The sequence below is a fragment of the Chelatococcus sp. XZ-Ab1 genome, from assembly GCF_029309855.1.
Classification (GTDB): domain Bacteria; phylum Pseudomonadota; class Alphaproteobacteria; order Rhizobiales; family Beijerinckiaceae; genus Chelatococcus_A; species Chelatococcus_A sambhunathii.
In genome coordinates this window covers 1-15,176 of the sequence record NZ_JARKII010000022.1, presented here as the reverse complement: position 1 = coordinate 15,176, position 15,176 = coordinate 1, and the positions used below count along the sequence as shown (strand labels likewise).

20 protein-coding genes and 1 pseudogene are annotated in these 15,176 nt (G+C 66.4%); 8 read left to right on the top strand and 13 right to left on the bottom strand.

Going from position 1 to position 15,176, the window contains the following annotated elements; genetic code table 11:
* The 8 genes from P2T65_RS20815 to P2T65_RS20780 form a co-directional block, all read left to right on the top strand.
* A partial coding sequence (locus P2T65_RS20815; protein ID WP_276200658.1) for a DNA translocase FtsK occupies window positions 1-441 on the top strand: 441 nt, incomplete at its 5' end.
* Window positions 442-586: 145 nt separating this feature from the next.
* Window positions 587-2,014 (top strand): nodulation protein NfeD, encoded by a 1,428-nt coding sequence (locus P2T65_RS20810; protein WP_071923321.1) that lies wholly within the window; start codon window positions 587-589, stop codon window positions 2,012-2,014.
* A complete protein-coding gene (locus P2T65_RS20805) occupies window positions 2,011-2,778 on the top strand; it encodes a slipin family protein (RefSeq protein WP_055461135.1) in 768 nt (255 codons plus the stop codon). Before P2T65_RS20810 ends, P2T65_RS20805 begins: the two co-directional genes overlap by 4 nt.
* Window positions 2,779-2,922: 144 nt before the next feature.
* A complete protein-coding gene (locus tag P2T65_RS20800) occupies window positions 2,923-3,558 on the top strand; it encodes a DUF1326 domain-containing protein (RefSeq protein ID WP_055461136.1) in 636 nt (211 codons plus the stop codon).
* A 351-nt stretch (window positions 3,559-3,909) separates the two neighbouring features.
* A complete protein-coding gene (locus P2T65_RS20795; RefSeq protein ID WP_276200660.1) occupies window positions 3,910-4,071 on the top strand; it encodes a DUF1328 family protein in 162 nt (53 codons plus the stop codon).
* 129 nt (window positions 4,072-4,200) lie between these two features.
* On the top strand, window positions 4,201-4,452 hold the full coding sequence (locus P2T65_RS20790; RefSeq protein WP_276200657.1) for a metal-sensing transcriptional repressor: 252 nt from the start codon (window positions 4,201-4,203) through the stop codon (window positions 4,450-4,452).
* 9 nt (window positions 4,453-4,461) lie between these two features.
* Window positions 4,462-5,790 carry an MFS transporter gene (locus tag P2T65_RS20785; protein ID WP_276200656.1) on the top strand — a complete coding sequence of 443 codons (1,329 nt, stop codon included), beginning with the start codon at window positions 4,462-4,464 and terminating at the stop codon, window positions 5,788-5,790.
* A 468-nt stretch (window positions 5,791-6,258) separates the two neighbouring features.
* Entirely contained in the window at window positions 6,259-6,876 is a 618-nt protein-coding gene (locus P2T65_RS20780; protein ID WP_276200655.1) for a DNA ligase, read from the top strand.
* Window position 6,877: 1 nt separating this feature from the next.
* Here the strand turns inward: P2T65_RS20780 and P2T65_RS20775 are convergent, their stop codons facing one another.
* The 13 genes and pseudogenes from P2T65_RS20775 to P2T65_RS20715 all read right to left on the bottom strand — a co-directional run.
* Window positions 6,878-7,105, bottom strand: coding sequence for a hypothetical protein (locus tag P2T65_RS20775; protein ID WP_276200654.1), 228 nt, complete (start codon window positions 7,103-7,105; stop codon window positions 6,878-6,880).
* Between the two features lie 58 nt (window positions 7,106-7,163).
* Window positions 7,164-7,439 carry a hypothetical protein gene (locus P2T65_RS20770; RefSeq protein WP_276200653.1) on the bottom strand — a complete coding sequence of 92 codons (276 nt, stop codon included), beginning with the start codon at window positions 7,437-7,439 and terminating at the stop codon, window positions 7,164-7,166.
* Between the two features lie 66 nt (window positions 7,440-7,505).
* The gene (locus P2T65_RS20765; protein WP_276200652.1) at window positions 7,506-8,162 is read right to left on the bottom strand and encodes an SOS response-associated peptidase; all 657 of its coding nucleotides are present in this window, start codon (window positions 8,160-8,162) and stop codon (window positions 7,506-7,508) included.
* Window positions 8,163-8,398: 236 nt separating this feature from the next.
* Window positions 8,399-9,061, bottom strand: coding sequence for a hypothetical protein (locus tag P2T65_RS20760; RefSeq protein WP_276200651.1), 663 nt, complete (start codon window positions 9,059-9,061; stop codon window positions 8,399-8,401).
* A gap of 305 nt (window positions 9,062-9,366) precedes the next feature.
* Window positions 9,367-9,846, bottom strand: a complete 480-nt coding sequence (locus P2T65_RS20755) for a DUF1643 domain-containing protein (RefSeq protein WP_276200650.1) — start codon at window positions 9,844-9,846, stop codon at window positions 9,367-9,369.
* A gap of 143 nt (window positions 9,847-9,989) precedes the next feature.
* Window positions 9,990-10,463 carry a hypothetical protein gene (locus P2T65_RS20750; RefSeq protein WP_276200649.1) on the bottom strand — a complete coding sequence of 158 codons (474 nt, stop codon included), beginning with the start codon at window positions 10,461-10,463 and terminating at the stop codon, window positions 9,990-9,992.
* Between the two features lie 10 nt (window positions 10,464-10,473).
* Window positions 10,474-11,325: a prohibitin family protein gene (locus tag P2T65_RS20745; protein WP_276200659.1), complete on the bottom strand. Its 852-nt coding sequence runs from the start codon at window positions 11,323-11,325 to the stop codon at window positions 10,474-10,476.
* Window positions 11,326-11,430: 105 nt separating this feature from the next.
* Entirely contained in the window at window positions 11,431-12,246 is an 816-nt protein-coding gene (locus tag P2T65_RS20740; protein ID WP_276200648.1) for a hypothetical protein, read from the bottom strand.
* Complete coding sequence (locus P2T65_RS20735; RefSeq protein ID WP_276200647.1) at window positions 12,243-12,827, bottom strand: hypothetical protein; 585 nt, start codon at window positions 12,825-12,827, stop codon at window positions 12,243-12,245. Before P2T65_RS20735 ends, P2T65_RS20740 begins: the two co-directional genes overlap by 4 nt.
* Complete coding sequence (locus P2T65_RS20730; RefSeq protein ID WP_276200646.1) at window positions 12,827-13,960, bottom strand: phage Gp37/Gp68 family protein; 1,134 nt, start codon at window positions 13,958-13,960, stop codon at window positions 12,827-12,829. The genes P2T65_RS20735 and P2T65_RS20730 overlap by 1 nt, the downstream gene beginning before the upstream one ends.
* A 173-nt stretch (window positions 13,961-14,133) precedes the next feature.
* A complete protein-coding gene (locus P2T65_RS20725; RefSeq protein WP_276200645.1) occupies window positions 14,134-14,322 on the bottom strand; it encodes a hypothetical protein in 189 nt (62 codons plus the stop codon).
* 14 nt (window positions 14,323-14,336) lie between these two features.
* The gene (locus P2T65_RS20720) at window positions 14,337-14,924 is read right to left on the bottom strand and encodes a DnaJ domain-containing protein (RefSeq protein ID WP_276200644.1); all 588 of its coding nucleotides are present in this window, start codon (window positions 14,922-14,924) and stop codon (window positions 14,337-14,339) included.
* A 1-nt stretch (window position 14,925) separates the two neighbouring features.
* Window positions 14,926-15,176: pseudogene (locus P2T65_RS20715) on the bottom strand (DNA cytosine methyltransferase); the annotation flags it as partial.

The following is a 15,176-nucleotide window of genomic DNA, read 5'->3' as shown; positions in this document are numbered from 1 at the left end:
GGCCAGGGCGACATGCTGTACATGGCCGGCGGCGGGCGCATCACGCGCGTGCACGGGCCGTTCGTGTCGGACGAGGAGGTGGAGAAGGTGGTGGCGCACCTCAAGGCGCAGGGGCGGCCGCAATATCTCGACGCCGTCACGGCCGACGAGGAGGGCGCGGCACCGGAGGCCGACGGCGCCGTCTTCGACAACACGTCGTTCGGCGCGCCGGGGGGAGACCTCTACGACCAGGCGGTGGCCATCGTGCTGCGCGACAAGAAGGCCTCGACCTCCTACATCCAGCGCCGCCTGCAGATCGGCTACAACCGCGCCGCCTCCCTCATGGAGCGCATGGAGAACGAAGGCATCGTCGGACCCGCAAACCACGCCGGAAAACGCGAGATCCTGATCGGCGGCGACCGTCGCGATGTCTATGGCGAGGGCGACGACGGAGACGACTGAGCCCCTGGTCAAATCCGCGACATACGCCGGCGAGAGGGAGGGAGGCCCCGTACCTCCACGCTTCGCCTCCCACCGTGATCCGTCCGAGGGCAGACAAATGCCGGCCGGCAGGCCATAATGCGTGGCGCCAGATCGTCACGCTCCGATGGATTGCACGCGCCCGACCGATCGCATCCCGTCCAACGGCCTTCTCGTATTTCTCCTGGCCGGTCTCATCGGCGTTTGCGTCTTCGCTGCCGCGGCCCAGACCGTCGAAACGCCGCGGGAAGCGGCCGGATCGCGCGAGGCGATCGTGCTCGACATGGATGGCGCCATCGGTCCGGCGACGGTTGAATACCTGCGCCGCAGCCTTGCCGAAGCGACGCATCGCCAGGCCGGGCTCGTCATCCTGCGCATCGACACGCCGGGCGGCCTCGACAGCGCCATGCGCGAGATCATCCGCGACATCATCGCCTCGCCCATTGCCATCGCCACCTATGTGAGCCCAAGCGGCGCCCGCGCCGCCAGCGCCGGCACCTACATCCTCTACGCCAGCCACATCGCCGCCATGGCGCCCGGCACCAATCTCGGTGCGGCGACGCCGGTGCAACTCGGCGGCGGACGCCAGCCGCTCGACCGGGACAAGGACGAGGCCGGGCAGGACAAGCAGCCGACTTCACCGGCCGACGCGATGACGGCCAAAGTCGTGAACGACGCCGTTGCCTTCATCCGCGGGCTCGCGGAGCTGCGCGGCCGCAATGCCGACTGGGCCGAGGAGGCCGTGCGCCGGGCGGCCAGCCTGCCAGCGCGACAGGCCCTCGCCTACGGCGTCGTCGACATCGTCGCGAACGACCTCTCCGACCTCCTCGCCCAGGCGGACGGACGCTCGGTGCGCATCGGCAATACGGAGCACCGGCTCGACACGGCAAAGCTGAGGCCGGTGGTCATCGAGCCCGACTGGCGCACGCGTCTCCTCGCCACCATCACCCATCCGAGCATCGCCTATGCCCTGCTGCTCATCGGCATCTACGGCATCGTCTTCGAGTTTCTGAGCCCGGGCGCCACCGTGCCCGGCGTCATCGGCGCCATCTGCCTCCTCATCGCGGCCTTCGCGCTCAACCTGCTGCCCGTCAACTATGCCGGCGTCGGCCTCATCCTGCTCGGGGTGGCGCTGATGACGGCGGAGGCCTTCCTGCCCTCCTTCGGCATCTTCGGCATAGGGGGCATCATCGCCTTCGTCCTCGGCTCCCTCCTCGTCTTCGACAGGGACGTGCCGGGCTTCGCCCTTTCCTGGCCCGTTGTCGTGGCGGCCGCCGCCGTCAGCGCCGGAACGCTGATCATCGCCGCGACCGCGGCCGTGCGGGCTCACCGGCGCCGGGTCGCGACCGGCGACACCAGCCTCATCGGCATGACCGGAGAGGTCCTCGCCTGGAGCAACGGCCACGGCCAAGTGCACGTCCAGGGCGAACGCTGGGCGGCTCGGGCCGACGTCATGCTCGCCCCGCGCCAGCGCGTGCGCGTCGTCGCCCGCGAGCGGCTCACCCTGGTCGTCGAACCGGTAGCGGAGACGGCACCCGAGAACCGAGGAAGATGACCATGTTCGACTACGCCCCCTATCTCGTCGCTGTCCTGCTCATCGGCTTCCTGCTGTCGCTGGCGGTTCACATCATGCGCGAATACGAGCGCGCGGTGGTCTTCACGCTCGGCCGCTTCTCCGGCGTCAGGGGGCCAGGCCTCATCCTGCTCGTGCCCTTCGTGCAGCAGCTCGTGCGCGTCGACCTGCGCACTACCGTCCACGACGTGCCGAGCCAGGACGTCATCTCGCGCGACAATGTCTCTGTGAAGGTCAATGCCGTCATCTATTTCCGCGTCATCGAGGCCGACAAGGCGGTGCTCGCCGTGGAGAACTTTCTCATGGCCACCAGCCAGCTGGCGCAGACGACCCTGCGCTCCGTCCTCGGCAAGCACGAGCTCGACGAGATGCTGGCCGAGCGCGACAAGCTCAACGCGGACATCCAGGAAATCCTCGACAGCCAGACGGACGCCTGGGGCATCAAGGTGGCCAATGTCGAGATCAAGCACGTCGACATCGACGAGAGCATGGTGCGCGCCATCGCCCGCCAGGCCGAGGCGGAACGCAACCGCCGGGCCCGCATCATCAGCGCCGAGGCGGAGCAGCAGGCTGCCGAGAAGCTCGTCGAGGCGGCGACGATGCTGGCGAAGATCCCGGAGGCCATGCAACTGCGCTATCTGACCACGCTGCACGACATCGCCGACGAGCGGAACTCCACCATCGTCTTTCCCTTCCCGCTCGACTTCCTGCGACCTTTCACGGCTCCGGACGGAAAGCACGACTGATCCCGGTGGGTGGCGCGCCTTCTGCCGCCGAGCGGTTCCTGCTATAATTAAAGTTGTCCGGATACCTCTGCGTAACCTGCACAGTCTCGCGATCACGGCCGCCCCGAGCCGCGCACGACGGGAACGAGCCATGGGGAGGACGACATGCCGGATACCAAATGGACCATCAAGGGCCGCGAATTCATCCAGTGCAACTGCGCCTATGGCTGTCCCTGCCAGTTCAACGCACGGCCCACGCAGGGCAATTGCCATGCAGTCGGCTTCGTCGACATTGACGAGGGGCACCATGGCGCGACACGGCTCGACGGCCTCAAGATCGGCATGATCGTGTCATGGCCGGGAGCGATCCACGAGGGCGGCGGCGAGGTGGTGCCGATCGTCGACGAGCGTGCCTCGCCCGAGCAGCGCGAGGCGCTCCTGCGCATCATGAGCGGCCTTGACACCGAGCCGGGCGCGACCTTCTTCCAGGTCTTCTCGACCACCTTCGCCAAGGTGCACGATCCCGTCTTCACCACGATCGACTTCGAGATCGACCCGGAAGCACGCACGGCCCGCGTCCATGTCCCCGGCTGGGTCGAGTCGCGGGGCGATCCGATCCTCAACCCGGTCACCGGCGAGGAACACCGCGCGCGCATCAACCTGCCGCGCGGCTTCGAGTATGACGTGTGCGAGGTCGGCCGCGGCTCGTCATCGACGAAAGGACCGGTACCGCTCGCGATCGCCGACGGACATGCCCATTTCTCCCGGCTGCACATGACGGAAAGCGGCGTCGTCCATTGACCGTCAATGGCCCTGCCGGCGGAGGGCGTCCCCGGCAGGGCCACCACGGAGCTTGGGACCTGCCTACTGCCGCTTGACGAAATGGACCATCCGGTCGATCGCCGTGTTCCAGCCCTCGCAGAAGCTCATCTCCTCGCGGTTCTTGCGCCCCTCGGCGTCCGCGTTAAGTGCGATGGCAGTATAGCGCGTGCGTGTGCCAACACGAGCAGCAGCGCGGCCGTGAAGAACGGCTTCGGCGCCGGCCGGAAGCCCGGCAGGAGCGTGTCGGTGAAGATGCCGCCGGGAACCCGCATTCGGGCACAAGTGTTTCATGATCGTATCGACCGCTGCCGATGGTGGGAGGGTATCGCCATGCTCAAGTGGATTCTCATTCTTCTGGTCATCGCGGCTGTTGCCAGCCTCCTCGGCTTTCACGCTCTGGCGGGCGCGGCTGCAACGGGCGCACGCATTCTGATCGCTGTCGTACTTGTCCTGTTCCTGCTGGTCCTCTTCGGTGTCATCGCGATCGCCTGACCCCGCCGCAGGCTCGGGACACCGAATCGGCGCGACCAGCCGCTCCGGCCCGCGAGCGACAGGGCGACCGATTCTGGCCGCCGATCAGTCTGGTTTGACGGACTCTCCACCGGTGGATATAGCCAACGCATGATACGCCAGCATTCGTCTCATCCGGCCATCATCACCCGGCTGAAGCGCGCCGAAGGGCATCTGCGCCATGTCATCGGCATGATCGAGGCGGGCCGGCGCTGCACAGAGGTCGCCATCCAGTTGCAGGCGGTGGAAAGGGTCGCGGCCACCGCCAAGCGTGTGCTTATCCACGACCACATCGACCACTGCCTGGGGCGTGCCGGCGCCTCGGACCGCAGCGAGCTACACCAGCTCGTTAAGCTGCTTTGAGGCCGCCCCGTGCGCGCCGTCCTCGCCAACCGCACCTACCGGCATCTGTTCGCCGCGCAGGTGATCGCGCTGGTGGGAACGGGGCTTGCCACCGTCGCACTCGGGCTCCTGGCCTGGCGCATCGCCGGCGAGAACGCAGGCGCGGTGCTCGGCACCGCGCTGGCGATCAAGATGGTAGCCTATGTCGGGCTGTCGCCGGTGGCGGCGGCGGTGGCTGTGCGGGTGCTGCGGCGGGCCTGGCTCGTGGGGCTGGACCTGATCCGCGCCGCGGTGGCGCTGGCCTTGCCCTTCGTGACCGAGGTCTGGCAGGTCTATGCGCTGATCTTCCTGTTGCAGGCGGCCTCGGCGGGCTTCACCCCGACCTTTCAGGCGACGATTCCCGACATCCTGCCGGACGAGCGCGACTATACCCGCGCACTGTCGCTGTCGCGGCTGGCCTATGATCTGGAAAGCCTGGTCTCGCCGATGCTGGCGGCGGCGCTTCTTACGTTGGTCAGCTTCCCGGCGCTGTTCGGCGGCACGGTGATCGGCTTCCTTCTCTCGGCCGCGCTGGTGATGACGGTGCGGCTGCCCGCGCCGCAGGCCCCGGCCGCGGGCGGGGTCTGGATCCGCACCACCGCCGGTCTCCGCCGCTATCTCGCCACACCGCGGCTGCGGGGCCTGCTGGCGCTGAACCTCGCGGTGGCGGCGGCAGGCGCCATGGTGATCGTCAACACCGTGGTCATCGTGAAGGGCAGCTTCGGTCTGGGCGAGCCGCAGGTGGCGCTGGCGCTCGCGGCTTTCGGGGCAGGGTCGATGGCGACGGCGCTGATGCTGCCGCGGCTCCTGGACCGCATCCCCGACCGCCCGGCGATGCTGGCGGGAGCGGCGCTGCTGGTGCCGACGCTGCTGGCGGGGCCGATGGTAGGGGCGCTGCCCGCGCTGATGGCGCTGTGGCTGGTCACGGGCTTCGGCTATGCGCTGGTGCAGACGCCCACGGGGCGGCTTCTGCGCCGCTCGGCCCCGGCCGAGGAACGGCCGACGCTCTTCGCCGCGCAGTTCGCGCTGTCGCATGCCTGCTGGCTGATCGCCTATCCGCTGGCAGGCCGGGCCGGGGCGGCGATCGGGCTGCCGGCGACCTTCCTCGTCATGGCCGCGCTGGCCGCGGCAGGCACGCTGCTCGCGTGGCGCCTCTGGCCCGCGACCGAGGAAACCGCGCTGCCGCATGCCCACGCGGACCTGCCGCCCGACCACCCGCATCTGCGCGAGCATGGTACGAAAGACCATCGCCATCCAGCCGTGGTCGACGCGTTGCACCCGGCCTGGCCGCCGCGTCGAGCCACACACGCTGGAATTTAGATTTCAGAGCGTATCTGCGTTCGCCACCTTGACATGCCGGCCCTCGCGCACATGGTCACGGCTGGACTCGCCGCCGTTGCATACCCCCGGCCCGATGCGCTCGACGTGTCCGCGCGCGCCTTGCTCGACGGTTGGTCTCAAGTGCTGCGGGTGTCATCTTGCGGCATATTTCAACGGGTCTCTGCGAGACCCGTCGATTCGTCGCGAACATTTGTGTCTTGGCGGAGAGGGAGGAATTCCAATAGGTGGAGCGCTCTTCTCCAAATAATTGCTACAGCTGCAATTCGCCCCACTGCGGAGCGACAATTGTTACACGCAATGTTACACATCGGAGTCCCAACTAGCCTCTCCCCCCGGGGCAGCGCGGACTGTCGCCGTTGCATGTTCCCATCCGCTCTTCGCAACCAATGCTTCTGAAACGAACCAGGCCTTTTGCGTTTCTGGACCTGCGCTCGCACAATCGGTCACATGAAGGTGCGCGGCGCCATTGCTCCTTGCCTGCCATCTCCGGCTACCAGCCCCCCGGCGGGTCCGGGATGGCTGCACGAGATCAAGTTCGACGGCTACCGCATGATGGCTCAGCGGATGCCGGATCGCGTCCTCCTCATCACCAAGAACGGCTACGACTGGGCGGATCGCTACCCTGCGCTGGCGGAGGCAGTGCATCGGCTCCGCTGCACCTCCTGTATCATCGACGGCGAACTCGTCTCGTGCGATGAGCAGGGCGTCCCCGTCTTCGAGAGGCTGCGGAGCCGGCGCCACCCTGTGCAGCTCTACGCCTTCGATCTGCTCGAGCTCGATGGCGTCGATTGCCGCCCCGATCCTGTCGAGGCGCGGAAGCGGCGCCTGCGCAGGCTGCTGCCGCGGGACGATGCGCACCTACTCTACAGCGACCACATCGAGGCCGACGGCGAGCTCGTGTTTGCCGAGATCTGCGCCATGGGCCTCGAGGGGATCGTCTCAAAGCGAAAGGGGTCGCCCTATCGGTCCGGGCGAACCAGGAACTGGATCAAGACGAAGAACCCGGCCGGGGCGGCCGCGATCCGCGAAGCCACCGAGGACTGGAACAAGCCGCGCCGACGGTAAGCTATGCCGTGGGCCTGCCCTGCAGGTTGGCCGTTTTGATGGGGAAATGACGGGTCGCCATATCGGCGAGCGCCGGTTCGACCTCGGCCCAGGTGCGGACCTGCCGCTCCTCCTTCCACCCGTTCATGTCGTCGCCGAGGCGCACGCGGAACCCGAGGTCCCAGAACGTGCTCACCTCGAAATTGATCTCAAGGTCGTAGAGCTCCTGGTACAGGCTCTGCCCGGGCATTAGCGCCTCCCGTATTCAGGTGCCGAACGCCTGCCGCTCCCAAAGGCTCCCGTTGGCATCAAACGCCATTCTCCTCCTCGGCGATCTTCCAGGCCGGCCGAGGATCCGGGTGCAAGGTGAGCTGGATGCGCTTGCCGTCGCATACCTTGCATCGCAGGTGCGGTGCCAAGGCCGGGTGCAGAGTGCTGTGATCAGGGCCGAGGCGCTCGGCGAGCGCTGGCAGGTCAAGCTCCCGGGAGCGCCCGCATTCGGGAGAGAGGCAGTACGCCGTGATGCGATATCCATAGTGGATGCATTCGGCGATCGTGTTGATCGAAATCGAGCGGCCCGACATGACACCCTCCTGATCGGAAGGGGCGTTCTTGTATCGTTCTCATGTGGGGCGTCAAGGCGGGGAGCGCTACTTGGGGCGCTCCGGCGGCGGCACGATCACCAGCATATCGTCGGGCAGCGGGCGCTGCAGCTCGCGGGCGATTTCCCAAGGCGCCGTCATCCAGGTCTCGATCTCTTCTGCCTCGGTGAGGATGACCGGCATGGCCTTCTCATGGATCGGCTTGACGACATTGTTCGGCCCGCACGTGAGAAAGCCGAACAACTCGAAGTCCTGCTCGCCATCCCGGACCTTCTTGACGCCGCGCCACGGGGTCCAGACGCCTGCGAAGAACATGATCGGCCGCCCGTCACTGTGTGCGAACCAAGCGTTCGGCGTCCGTTGCCCCTCGACCTTGGCGGCCGGGTTCGGCTCGGCGAAGGACGAGAAGGGGACGACGCAGCGGCATTCTGGGCCAAGCCATGGCCGCCAGTGCTTGAAATGTGTGTTCCGGATGTTCGTGACGCCGGGGTCATAATTGCCCCGGATACGCTCGGGTGGCGTCGGCATCCCCCACGTAGCCATAACCATCTCGCGCTCGCCGTCCGCGCCGACGCGGACAATCGGCGCTAGCGTGCCGGGATAGATGTCCCGCGATGGCTCGTTCCAACCGCTGCGATCGACCATGCCCCGCGTAAGGTCGAGGATCGCCTCGCGGTTGCTCCGGACGTTGTAGAGGTTGCACATGGGCGGCGGCTCCTACCAGTTTGCCGCCACCATAGCGACGATTACCATGATGATCATCATCGTCGCGACGAGCGCCCTTGGCGCCCTGCCCGGCCGAAGCGCTGCAGGTTTGGCCGGTCTCGAGGCGCGTGAATTCGCCGGCCAACGATGCCTGCAATCCTTGATCCCGCGGAGGAGGAAATATAGGGACGTCGCGCCAAGCCGAAGGGCCGGCGTAGCGCGTTCTTCTCCCTGGTTCAATCGGTTGGGAACCGAACTCGCGCCATACGTTCGAATTGGTCTGTCGCTTCGATCAGGTCTCGGGCACCGCTGTTAAGCTCTCCGATGGCTTTTAACACCTCCGGTGCTGGCGCCCATTCGTCATAGTAGTCCGGAAGGGCAGTGTGAAAGCCTTGCGCAACGCGGTGCGGCCACGTCTTATATGCAAGAAGATCTGCCATCTTGCGGGCACAAGCCTTGACCTTCGCAAATTGCTTCTCGGCCTCTCGATCAGTCAACTCGTACTCGGGGCCTCGCCAGTTTGCGACGTGGAAGACGGGTAGAACCAACTGACTGGGAAACGAATCTCCAAAGGTGTGTTCACGGAGAAATTCCCTTAGCCCGGCATGAAATTCGGAACGAAATTGCTTAAGCAGGGCAATGTCATGCGGATTCACTTTGGCTAGCTTGTCAGCGCGATCCCTGCAGTCACCGAAGACCACCAAAACTACTCCGAGGAGCAGGATGGGGAACCCGATCCAGGGGGACAGGTCCGGCAACGGCGATAGCCCCAGGAAGAGGAGACCCGCGTTGATCAAGTTGCCGAACGGGAAGCCGATCATCGCCACCACACTCAGGAGGGCAATTGTCGAGCCGATTCTCTTCGAGCTCGTTCCCCAAACCAGCTTGACAATCTGCAATAAGAGCTCTCGGTCCAAAGTCATGTCGCTGCCCCCGCGTCTTCCTCCCGGCGATCAAATCCCCGACGGTGTAACCTTTTTGGAAGGATAAAAAGTTGAGACTGCCATGAATCGGTCGGATCTGGCCCACGTTTCATGATCAACGACGCCCACGTCAAATAGCCAGAGCTTTCACGACCGCCCCTCATCTGCCGATCGCGAGCATGGGCATCGCCCCGCCCGGCACCATCCTCCGTCGGCAGAGGGGCACTTGGTATATGGATGGCACGGGAAATGTCGGATTTTGCGCCCCATAATCGCCGCCTCTATTGGCGAGCGGGATATGGGATTAGCGGCTCATCGCTGGGCACATACAAGGGGTGCCGCGGGTGGCCGCGTTTGGTGATGCCAAGCGCGACCAACTCGGCGCCCTTAGCCTGGGCTTTCCGGATGAATGACGCACCGTCCCCGTTGGTGCCCCAAGCGCAAACGATCGGCCGACCAGTTGCCGCGCGAATAGCGTCCATGAGGTGGGAGTCATTCTCCGGTCCTCTCGGATCTGCGGCGCTTCGCAGTGCGCTCGGCTTGGTCGCCCTATAGGCGTAGAGATTCACCACCACGATGCCGCCTGCGCGCTCGCGCTCCGCAAATCCCATGCAACGTCTGATCGTCCGGTCATCAACTTCCGCGTCCGCTGTCGAGGGATTGAGCATGACGAATGTGAGGGGCGCTTTGTCCGGGTCCCAATGCCGCGTGAGGCGATAGCGGTAGAGACCACACGGGGAAATCAGGGCGGCTCGTTTCATATCATCGATCCCGGGTGACTGAGGCTGAGGAGCCGGTGGTGAACGCCGGCAGGGGAGAATTATCTTTGTGGCTTGCTTCGCCCTGATCTGCTCTATCTTGGTCCATAGGCGCCGGCAGCGCACCAGCCAGAAGGGAAGGCTCATCAAGCTGCATCGGCGTGTCGCTTCCAGTCCCAGAAGCCCTGTGCGCCGCGGGCGGCGATGGGCGGCTCAAGTGGCTGAACGTCGCTGAGAGGCCACGCCCAGTTGGAGTGCTCGTTCCTGCTGCTGTCGTTTATGAAGCCGCCGAACTCCCCGACGATCTGCCAGGAGCGCACCGGCGTGCCGAGCACGGCCGTGCAGACGACGTGGGAACGAGGCGGGAGCGACGGGTCCCGATGGACGCGCTCAAGGAAGGCCAGCGCTTCCGGGCGAAGGCAGGTTGTCCATGCCTCGGGCCCGCGAAGCCGCAGGATCAGAGCGGCGATTTCCTCGCGCCGGACTGGGCGGGCGCCGGCGTGGATGGCGATGCGCTGGCCGATGAGCGCGCGCGGCGCCGGCCAGCCGCGAAATTCGTAGGGCTTGAGCGATAGGCCGATGAGGCTCGCCCACGGCTGCCAGACGGTGAGAGCTTTCACGACCGCCCCCTCACCTGCCGATCGCGAGCATGGGCATCGCCCCGCCCGGCACCATCGTCGTCGGCAGCTTTCCATCCCAGCGCTCGGCCTGGACGAGCTCGACCAGCGTTGGATTGTCCTTCAGCGCCTCACCGCGGGCGCGGATCGCCTGCGCCTCGGCTTCGCCGCGCAGCTTGATCGCGTCAGCATCAGCCTGCGCCTGCGCCCGAACCGCGTTGGCCTTGGCGGTCGCCTGCGTGACGGTAATCTCGGCCTGCACCTTCTCGCGTTCTGCATTCTGACGCAGCCGCTGCACCTCGACCTCCGCAAGCATGCGCTGCTCGATCGAGGCCTCATAGGCGTCCGAGAAATCAAGGTTCTCGATCTGCACGCCGGTGATAATCACGGGCCCGGCGACGGCTTCGGCGATGGCGCTGCGCACCTCGACGTTGAGGCGTTCACGCTCCTGGATGGCCGTCACGGCGTTGAAGCGGCCGAATACCGTCTTGAGCTCGGCGAAGACGCGCGGCTGTATGAGCCGGGCGACAACGTTCTCTTCGCTGCCGAAACGCGAGTAGATGTCTTCGACCTGCTCGGGCACGAGCCGGTAGTTGACCGAGACCTGCATGTCGGCCGGCTGCTGATCCCGGCTGTAGGCGGCGACCTGCTCGTACTTTGCGATGCGATCCTGCACCGAAAATTTCGCGATGCCGTCGATGATCGGCAGCTTGAAGCCGAGCCCCGGAGAGGCGGTGCCGATCACTGCACCATTCCGGAGCAGCACACCGCGCTCGCCCTGGTCGACGGTGTACCAGCTCCCGAACATGATCGTCAGAGCCAGAAGCGCACCAAGCACCCCGGCAAAAGCCAACCCCTTGCGCATCTTAGTTTCTCCGTTTCGATTTCGGCTTGAAGATCTCGGCCGCCTTGACGGTGCCGAGCACGAGAAGGGCAGCGACGAGAAGGCCGCCGAGGATGGCAAGTGCTGTCACGCGTGCTCCTTCCCTTCGGCGAGGTCACTGCGGATTGCCGCCATGAGCGGATGTTCATAGAGCTCCTTCAGGAGCGTCGACGCCTGCTCGAGTCCGTTGATCGCGCCCGGCAGGTCGTTCCCGCCAAAGCCGTACCGATCGTGGGCACGGCTCCTGCGGAAGAACTGATAGGCGGCAGCCAGGGCGCGGTCGTCGAACGACCACGCGCCAGGGTCCTCGCCGGTCATCGCCTTGAGGCGCTCGGAGATCTCGAGCACACGGCGCTGCCGCATGCCAACGTCCTGCACCCTACGCTGTGCCTCGCGCTCTATTAGTGCGTCGATCTGCTTTTCGCGCGCCGCCACCTTCTCGGCCGCGAGCTTGCCGACCAGCTCCATATCGACGGCCGAACAGTTGCGCAGCACGGCCATCATGAAGCCTGGCGTCAACGGCTCGGGATCCAACTTCGGCGCCCGCACCTTGATGCGCATCGAGCCGTCGTCGCGCTGAACCAACATGCCCCAGGTGCCGGGCAGTTCATCCGGCTTCACGAGGCCGTCGGGACAGGCGAGATACCAGCGGGTGCAGAAGCGCATGAGGCTTTGCGCCTTCTCGGGCGCGGCCAGCTCTCGCTTCCAGTCGCCGCGCGAGACCTTGATTTCGATGCCGATGATCTCGTGCCCGGTCGACGGCCAGATGCCGACGGCGACCGCATCGATCCACCGCCGGGCCTTCGCCCCCGTGTCGTTCGAAACCTCGAAGAAGACGCGATGCGCGGGCGGGGCGAAGTGCTTCAGCAGCCCGTGCCGGATATCGGTGGCGGTAATCGTCATGCTGCCTCCAGGTCCGCGAGACCGGCAAGCAGCCAGTCAGCGGTGCGGTCCTTCCATTTGATGAGCTCGACCTTGGCGTGCCCGGCGATGCGCTCGTCCGGGCGGGCGCGGTAGCCGGGCACGTACTCGGCGATGAACTGCGGAGCGATGACCGCAATCTGCACGCGGAACCGCGTGACCTGGCGCACCTCGATGGCCCCGTCCCGCAGGTCGCGGCGCAATGATGGGCACAGCCGCGCGCTCGTCGCGGCGCATTCCCGGTGCAGCAGCGGTTCAACCTGCAAGTTGGCCAGACCGTGGGCACCGTTGGCGTGCGTCCGGGCGTGCGACAGCGAGACCTTGGTGCAGTTCTTGAGCGGGCGCCCGCATAGATCGCAGAGCCCGTCCACGATGGCCTGCCGCTGACGCTGGGCGTGCGGCTTGCCGAACAATGGCTTCCCTTCGCCTCTCGCGACGGCCTGGCACAGCGCCGGCCGGCCGCTCGCCCAGCGGCATGGCGCAACATGCGTCGTGCCCTCCTCCGCCGACCAGGAGGCGGTGTAGGGAACGGGCACCGCGCCGAAATAGAGCTGCTCGGGCATCAGGCGGCCCTCCTTGGCATATCGCTGTGCTCACGGCCGTCGAGGAGCCGGCCGGCGCGCCGTTTGCCCATCTTGGCGATCGCCATGACTGGTGCAGGAAGCCCATGCCAAGAGGGGTTCTGTGTTCGACCGTCCCAGCCGATCCATGTGAACTTCTCGTCGGTGGCGGGCATTTGGTGGCCCGAAACGCCGAAGTCCGACGTTGCGGGGCACCACTCGCCCCACTGCTTGAAGAAGAACGGCACATCCGCCGCCTCGCATTGGTCGCGGATCGAGCGCGCCCAGTCGGGGTGCATCGGCCGGGCGCCGGGGCCGCTCTCGCCGCCGACGATGATCCAGTCGAGGCCAGATCGCCCCTTTTCGAAGGCGGCCGTCGACTGGCGGCCGCGGTGGCAGTTGTGCAAAGGTGGGTGCCCTTGCTCGCACCAAGCGCAGTCGCCCCAGCACTCGCCGCCCAGAGCGCTTTCTCCATGCCAAGCGGCATCGAACTCGATCGGCCCGAGCAGCGGCTCGGCGCTCACGAAGCGCACGGTTGCTGGCGTCGCGAGCAGATCCGGCACGCGCTCGTCGGCGCGGCGCTGGTCCTCGGTGGAGACGCCGAGCCAGACATTCGGCAGCGCGCCGTCAGTCGTCTTCAGCAGCATGCCGCGTCCGTTCGGCGGCGGGTGCAGCCGCCGCATCGCTTCGATCCAGCGCGAGCCGTAGGAGCGGTCGCTGAAATACCGGCGCATCCTACCCGAGCGTTTCGTCAGGACTTGATAGGTGTGCCAAGGCGTCACCGCCATCACGGCGAAAACGCGGTCGATCTCTTCGTCCGAAATGCTCTCGTGGAACAGGTCGCTCATCGAGTTGGCGAAGATCATCCGCGGACGGCGCCAGCGGAGCGGCTGGAGCAGAATGTGCTCGGGCGCGGCACGCATCATTCCGGTCCACACCGGCTTGCCGTTCACGACCTTCGTCGTGCCGAAATAATGCGTGTCGGCCGGGCTTCCGGTGCGCGCCTCCGCGAAGTGCTTCATGCGGTGCGCCTGGCGCATGGCATAGCAGTTCGTGCACCCCGGCGAGACGATGGAGCACCCAACAATCGGGTTCCAGCTCGCGTCAGTCCACTCGATAGCTGAGCGGTCACCCATGGCTCGCCTCCTCGGGGTGGGCGCCCTTCGCATCCTCTATGCGGCGCCTCGCCCACGTTCGAAATTCATCAGTTCGGCACCGGCTGCAGGGGCGTAGCTCGCCCGCGATATCCAGCACGACGCCACGGTCCCCGCAGCACCTGCACCGGGGCGGGGTCCAGTTCTCCGCCGCCTCAAGCATCGGTCGCGCCATCGTCCAAGTGCTCGCGCAGCTCGGCGACAGTCATGTCCTCGGGAAGATCGCCCAAGGTGACCATGAGGCGGCGCCGGAACTCGGTGATCCTCTGCCGGTTCGGATAGCGCGCTTTGCCGTAGCCACCGCTCATGTCATTCGAGCCGGCGCCGGCCGCGATGGCCGACATGACTTCCTCGTGCGTCATGCTCCCCGCTCCTTCAGCGCAGCGTCCCGTGCGGCGTTGATCTCGGCCGCGACGTCGACGGACCCGCCATTGTCCGGGTGATGCCTGGCGATCAGGGTCCGATGCGCCTCGCGAACCTCAGCCGTGCTGGCGGTAGGCGAGACGCCCAGCACTTCGTGCCAAGGCCGCGATGCCGGAGCCGGCAGTGCTGCAAAGCCTGAGAACGCACGCCGCATCATGAACGAGCCGCCGTGGCGCTCGATGCTGCGCAGTGCCTCGATGACGTGGCCGATCGCGTGCAGGTTCTCGGCCGGCGTCGGGTGCCCATCACGCGCCATGGCCCGATCGTCGCGGCCCACCCGGAAGTAGACGGCGACGCCGGGGTCGGCGATGTCGTCTTCCATGGCCTCGGTGTAGGGGCGGCCGTCGCGCCGTAACGGCGCATTGCTCGAGATGACGACCTGGGTGGCGCCCATGAGCGTGAGCTGGCGGACCAGGTTGTCGTAGGCATCGGCATATCGCGTGCGAAATCGCGAGGTGCTGCGCTGGCTGGCCAAGGTGCGCGGCCAGCCCTCCGGCCAAGAAAGCGGAAAGGCGGTAGGCATGTCAGATGGCCTCCATCGCTGGAGTGTCGACGGCGAGCGCCACGGTGAGCGGCTGCACCCAGATCGGATCGGCGGAGAGCATGAAGGTCTCGCCCATCTCGGCGAGCAGCAGGGTCCGCCCCATCACTTCGGCGATTGCCTGCGCGGCATCGGGCGGCACGGCATTGCCGATGTGCTCGCGCCACGCGCTATCTGAGGTGCCGGAGAGGCACCAGGTGCCGACCTCCTCGGGATCTACGAGGCTCTGCAGCG

Bases quoted from the DNA above. Each gene is read 5' to 3' on its own strand.
- P2T65_RS20810 (WP_071923321.1), top strand. From the start codon at position 587: ATGGATTGCACGCGCCCGACCGATCGCATCCCGTCCAACGGCCTTCTC.
- P2T65_RS20805 (WP_055461135.1), top strand. From the start codon at position 2,011: ATGACCATGTTCGACTACGCCCCCTATCTCGTCGCTGTCCTGCTCATC.
- P2T65_RS20800 (WP_055461136.1), top strand. From the start codon at position 2,923: ATGCCGGATACCAAATGGACCATCAAGGGCCGCGAATTCATCCAGTGC.
- P2T65_RS20795 (WP_276200660.1), top strand. From the start codon at position 3,910: ATGCTCAAGTGGATTCTCATTCTTCTGGTCATCGCGGCTGTTGCCAGC.
- P2T65_RS20790 (WP_276200657.1), top strand. From the start codon at position 4,201: ATGATACGCCAGCATTCGTCTCATCCGGCCATCATCACCCGGCTGAAG.
- P2T65_RS20780 (WP_276200655.1), top strand. From the start codon at position 6,259: ATGAAGGTGCGCGGCGCCATTGCTCCTTGCCTGCCATCTCCGGCTACC.
- P2T65_RS20775 (WP_276200654.1), bottom strand. From the start codon at position 7,105: ATGCCCGGGCAGAGCCTGTACCAGGAGCTCTACGACCTTGAGATCAAT.
- P2T65_RS20770 (WP_276200653.1), bottom strand. From the start codon at position 7,439: ATGTCGGGCCGCTCGATTTCGATCAACACGATCGCCGAATGCATCCAC.
- P2T65_RS20765 (WP_276200652.1), bottom strand. From the start codon at position 8,162: ATGTGCAACCTCTACAACGTCCGGAGCAACCGCGAGGCGATCCTCGAC.
- P2T65_RS20755 (WP_276200650.1), bottom strand. From the start codon at position 9,846: ATGAAACGAGCCGCCCTGATTTCCCCGTGTGGTCTCTACCGCTATCGC.
- P2T65_RS20745 (WP_276200659.1), bottom strand. From the start codon at position 11,325: ATGCGCAAGGGGTTGGCTTTTGCCGGGGTGCTTGGTGCGCTTCTGGCT.
- P2T65_RS20740 (WP_276200648.1), bottom strand. From the start codon at position 12,246: ATGACGATTACCGCCACCGATATCCGGCACGGGCTGCTGAAGCACTTC.
- P2T65_RS20735 (WP_276200647.1), bottom strand. From the start codon at position 12,827: ATGCCCGAGCAGCTCTATTTCGGCGCGGTGCCCGTTCCCTACACCGCC.
- P2T65_RS20730 (WP_276200646.1), bottom strand. From the start codon at position 13,960: ATGGGTGACCGCTCAGCTATCGAGTGGACTGACGCGAGCTGGAACCCG.
- P2T65_RS20725 (WP_276200645.1), bottom strand. From the start codon at position 14,322: ATGTCGGCCATCGCGGCCGGCGCCGGCTCGAATGACATGAGCGGTGGC.
- P2T65_RS20720 (WP_276200644.1), bottom strand. From the start codon at position 14,924: ATGCCTACCGCCTTTCCGCTTTCTTGGCCGGAGGGCTGGCCGCGCACC.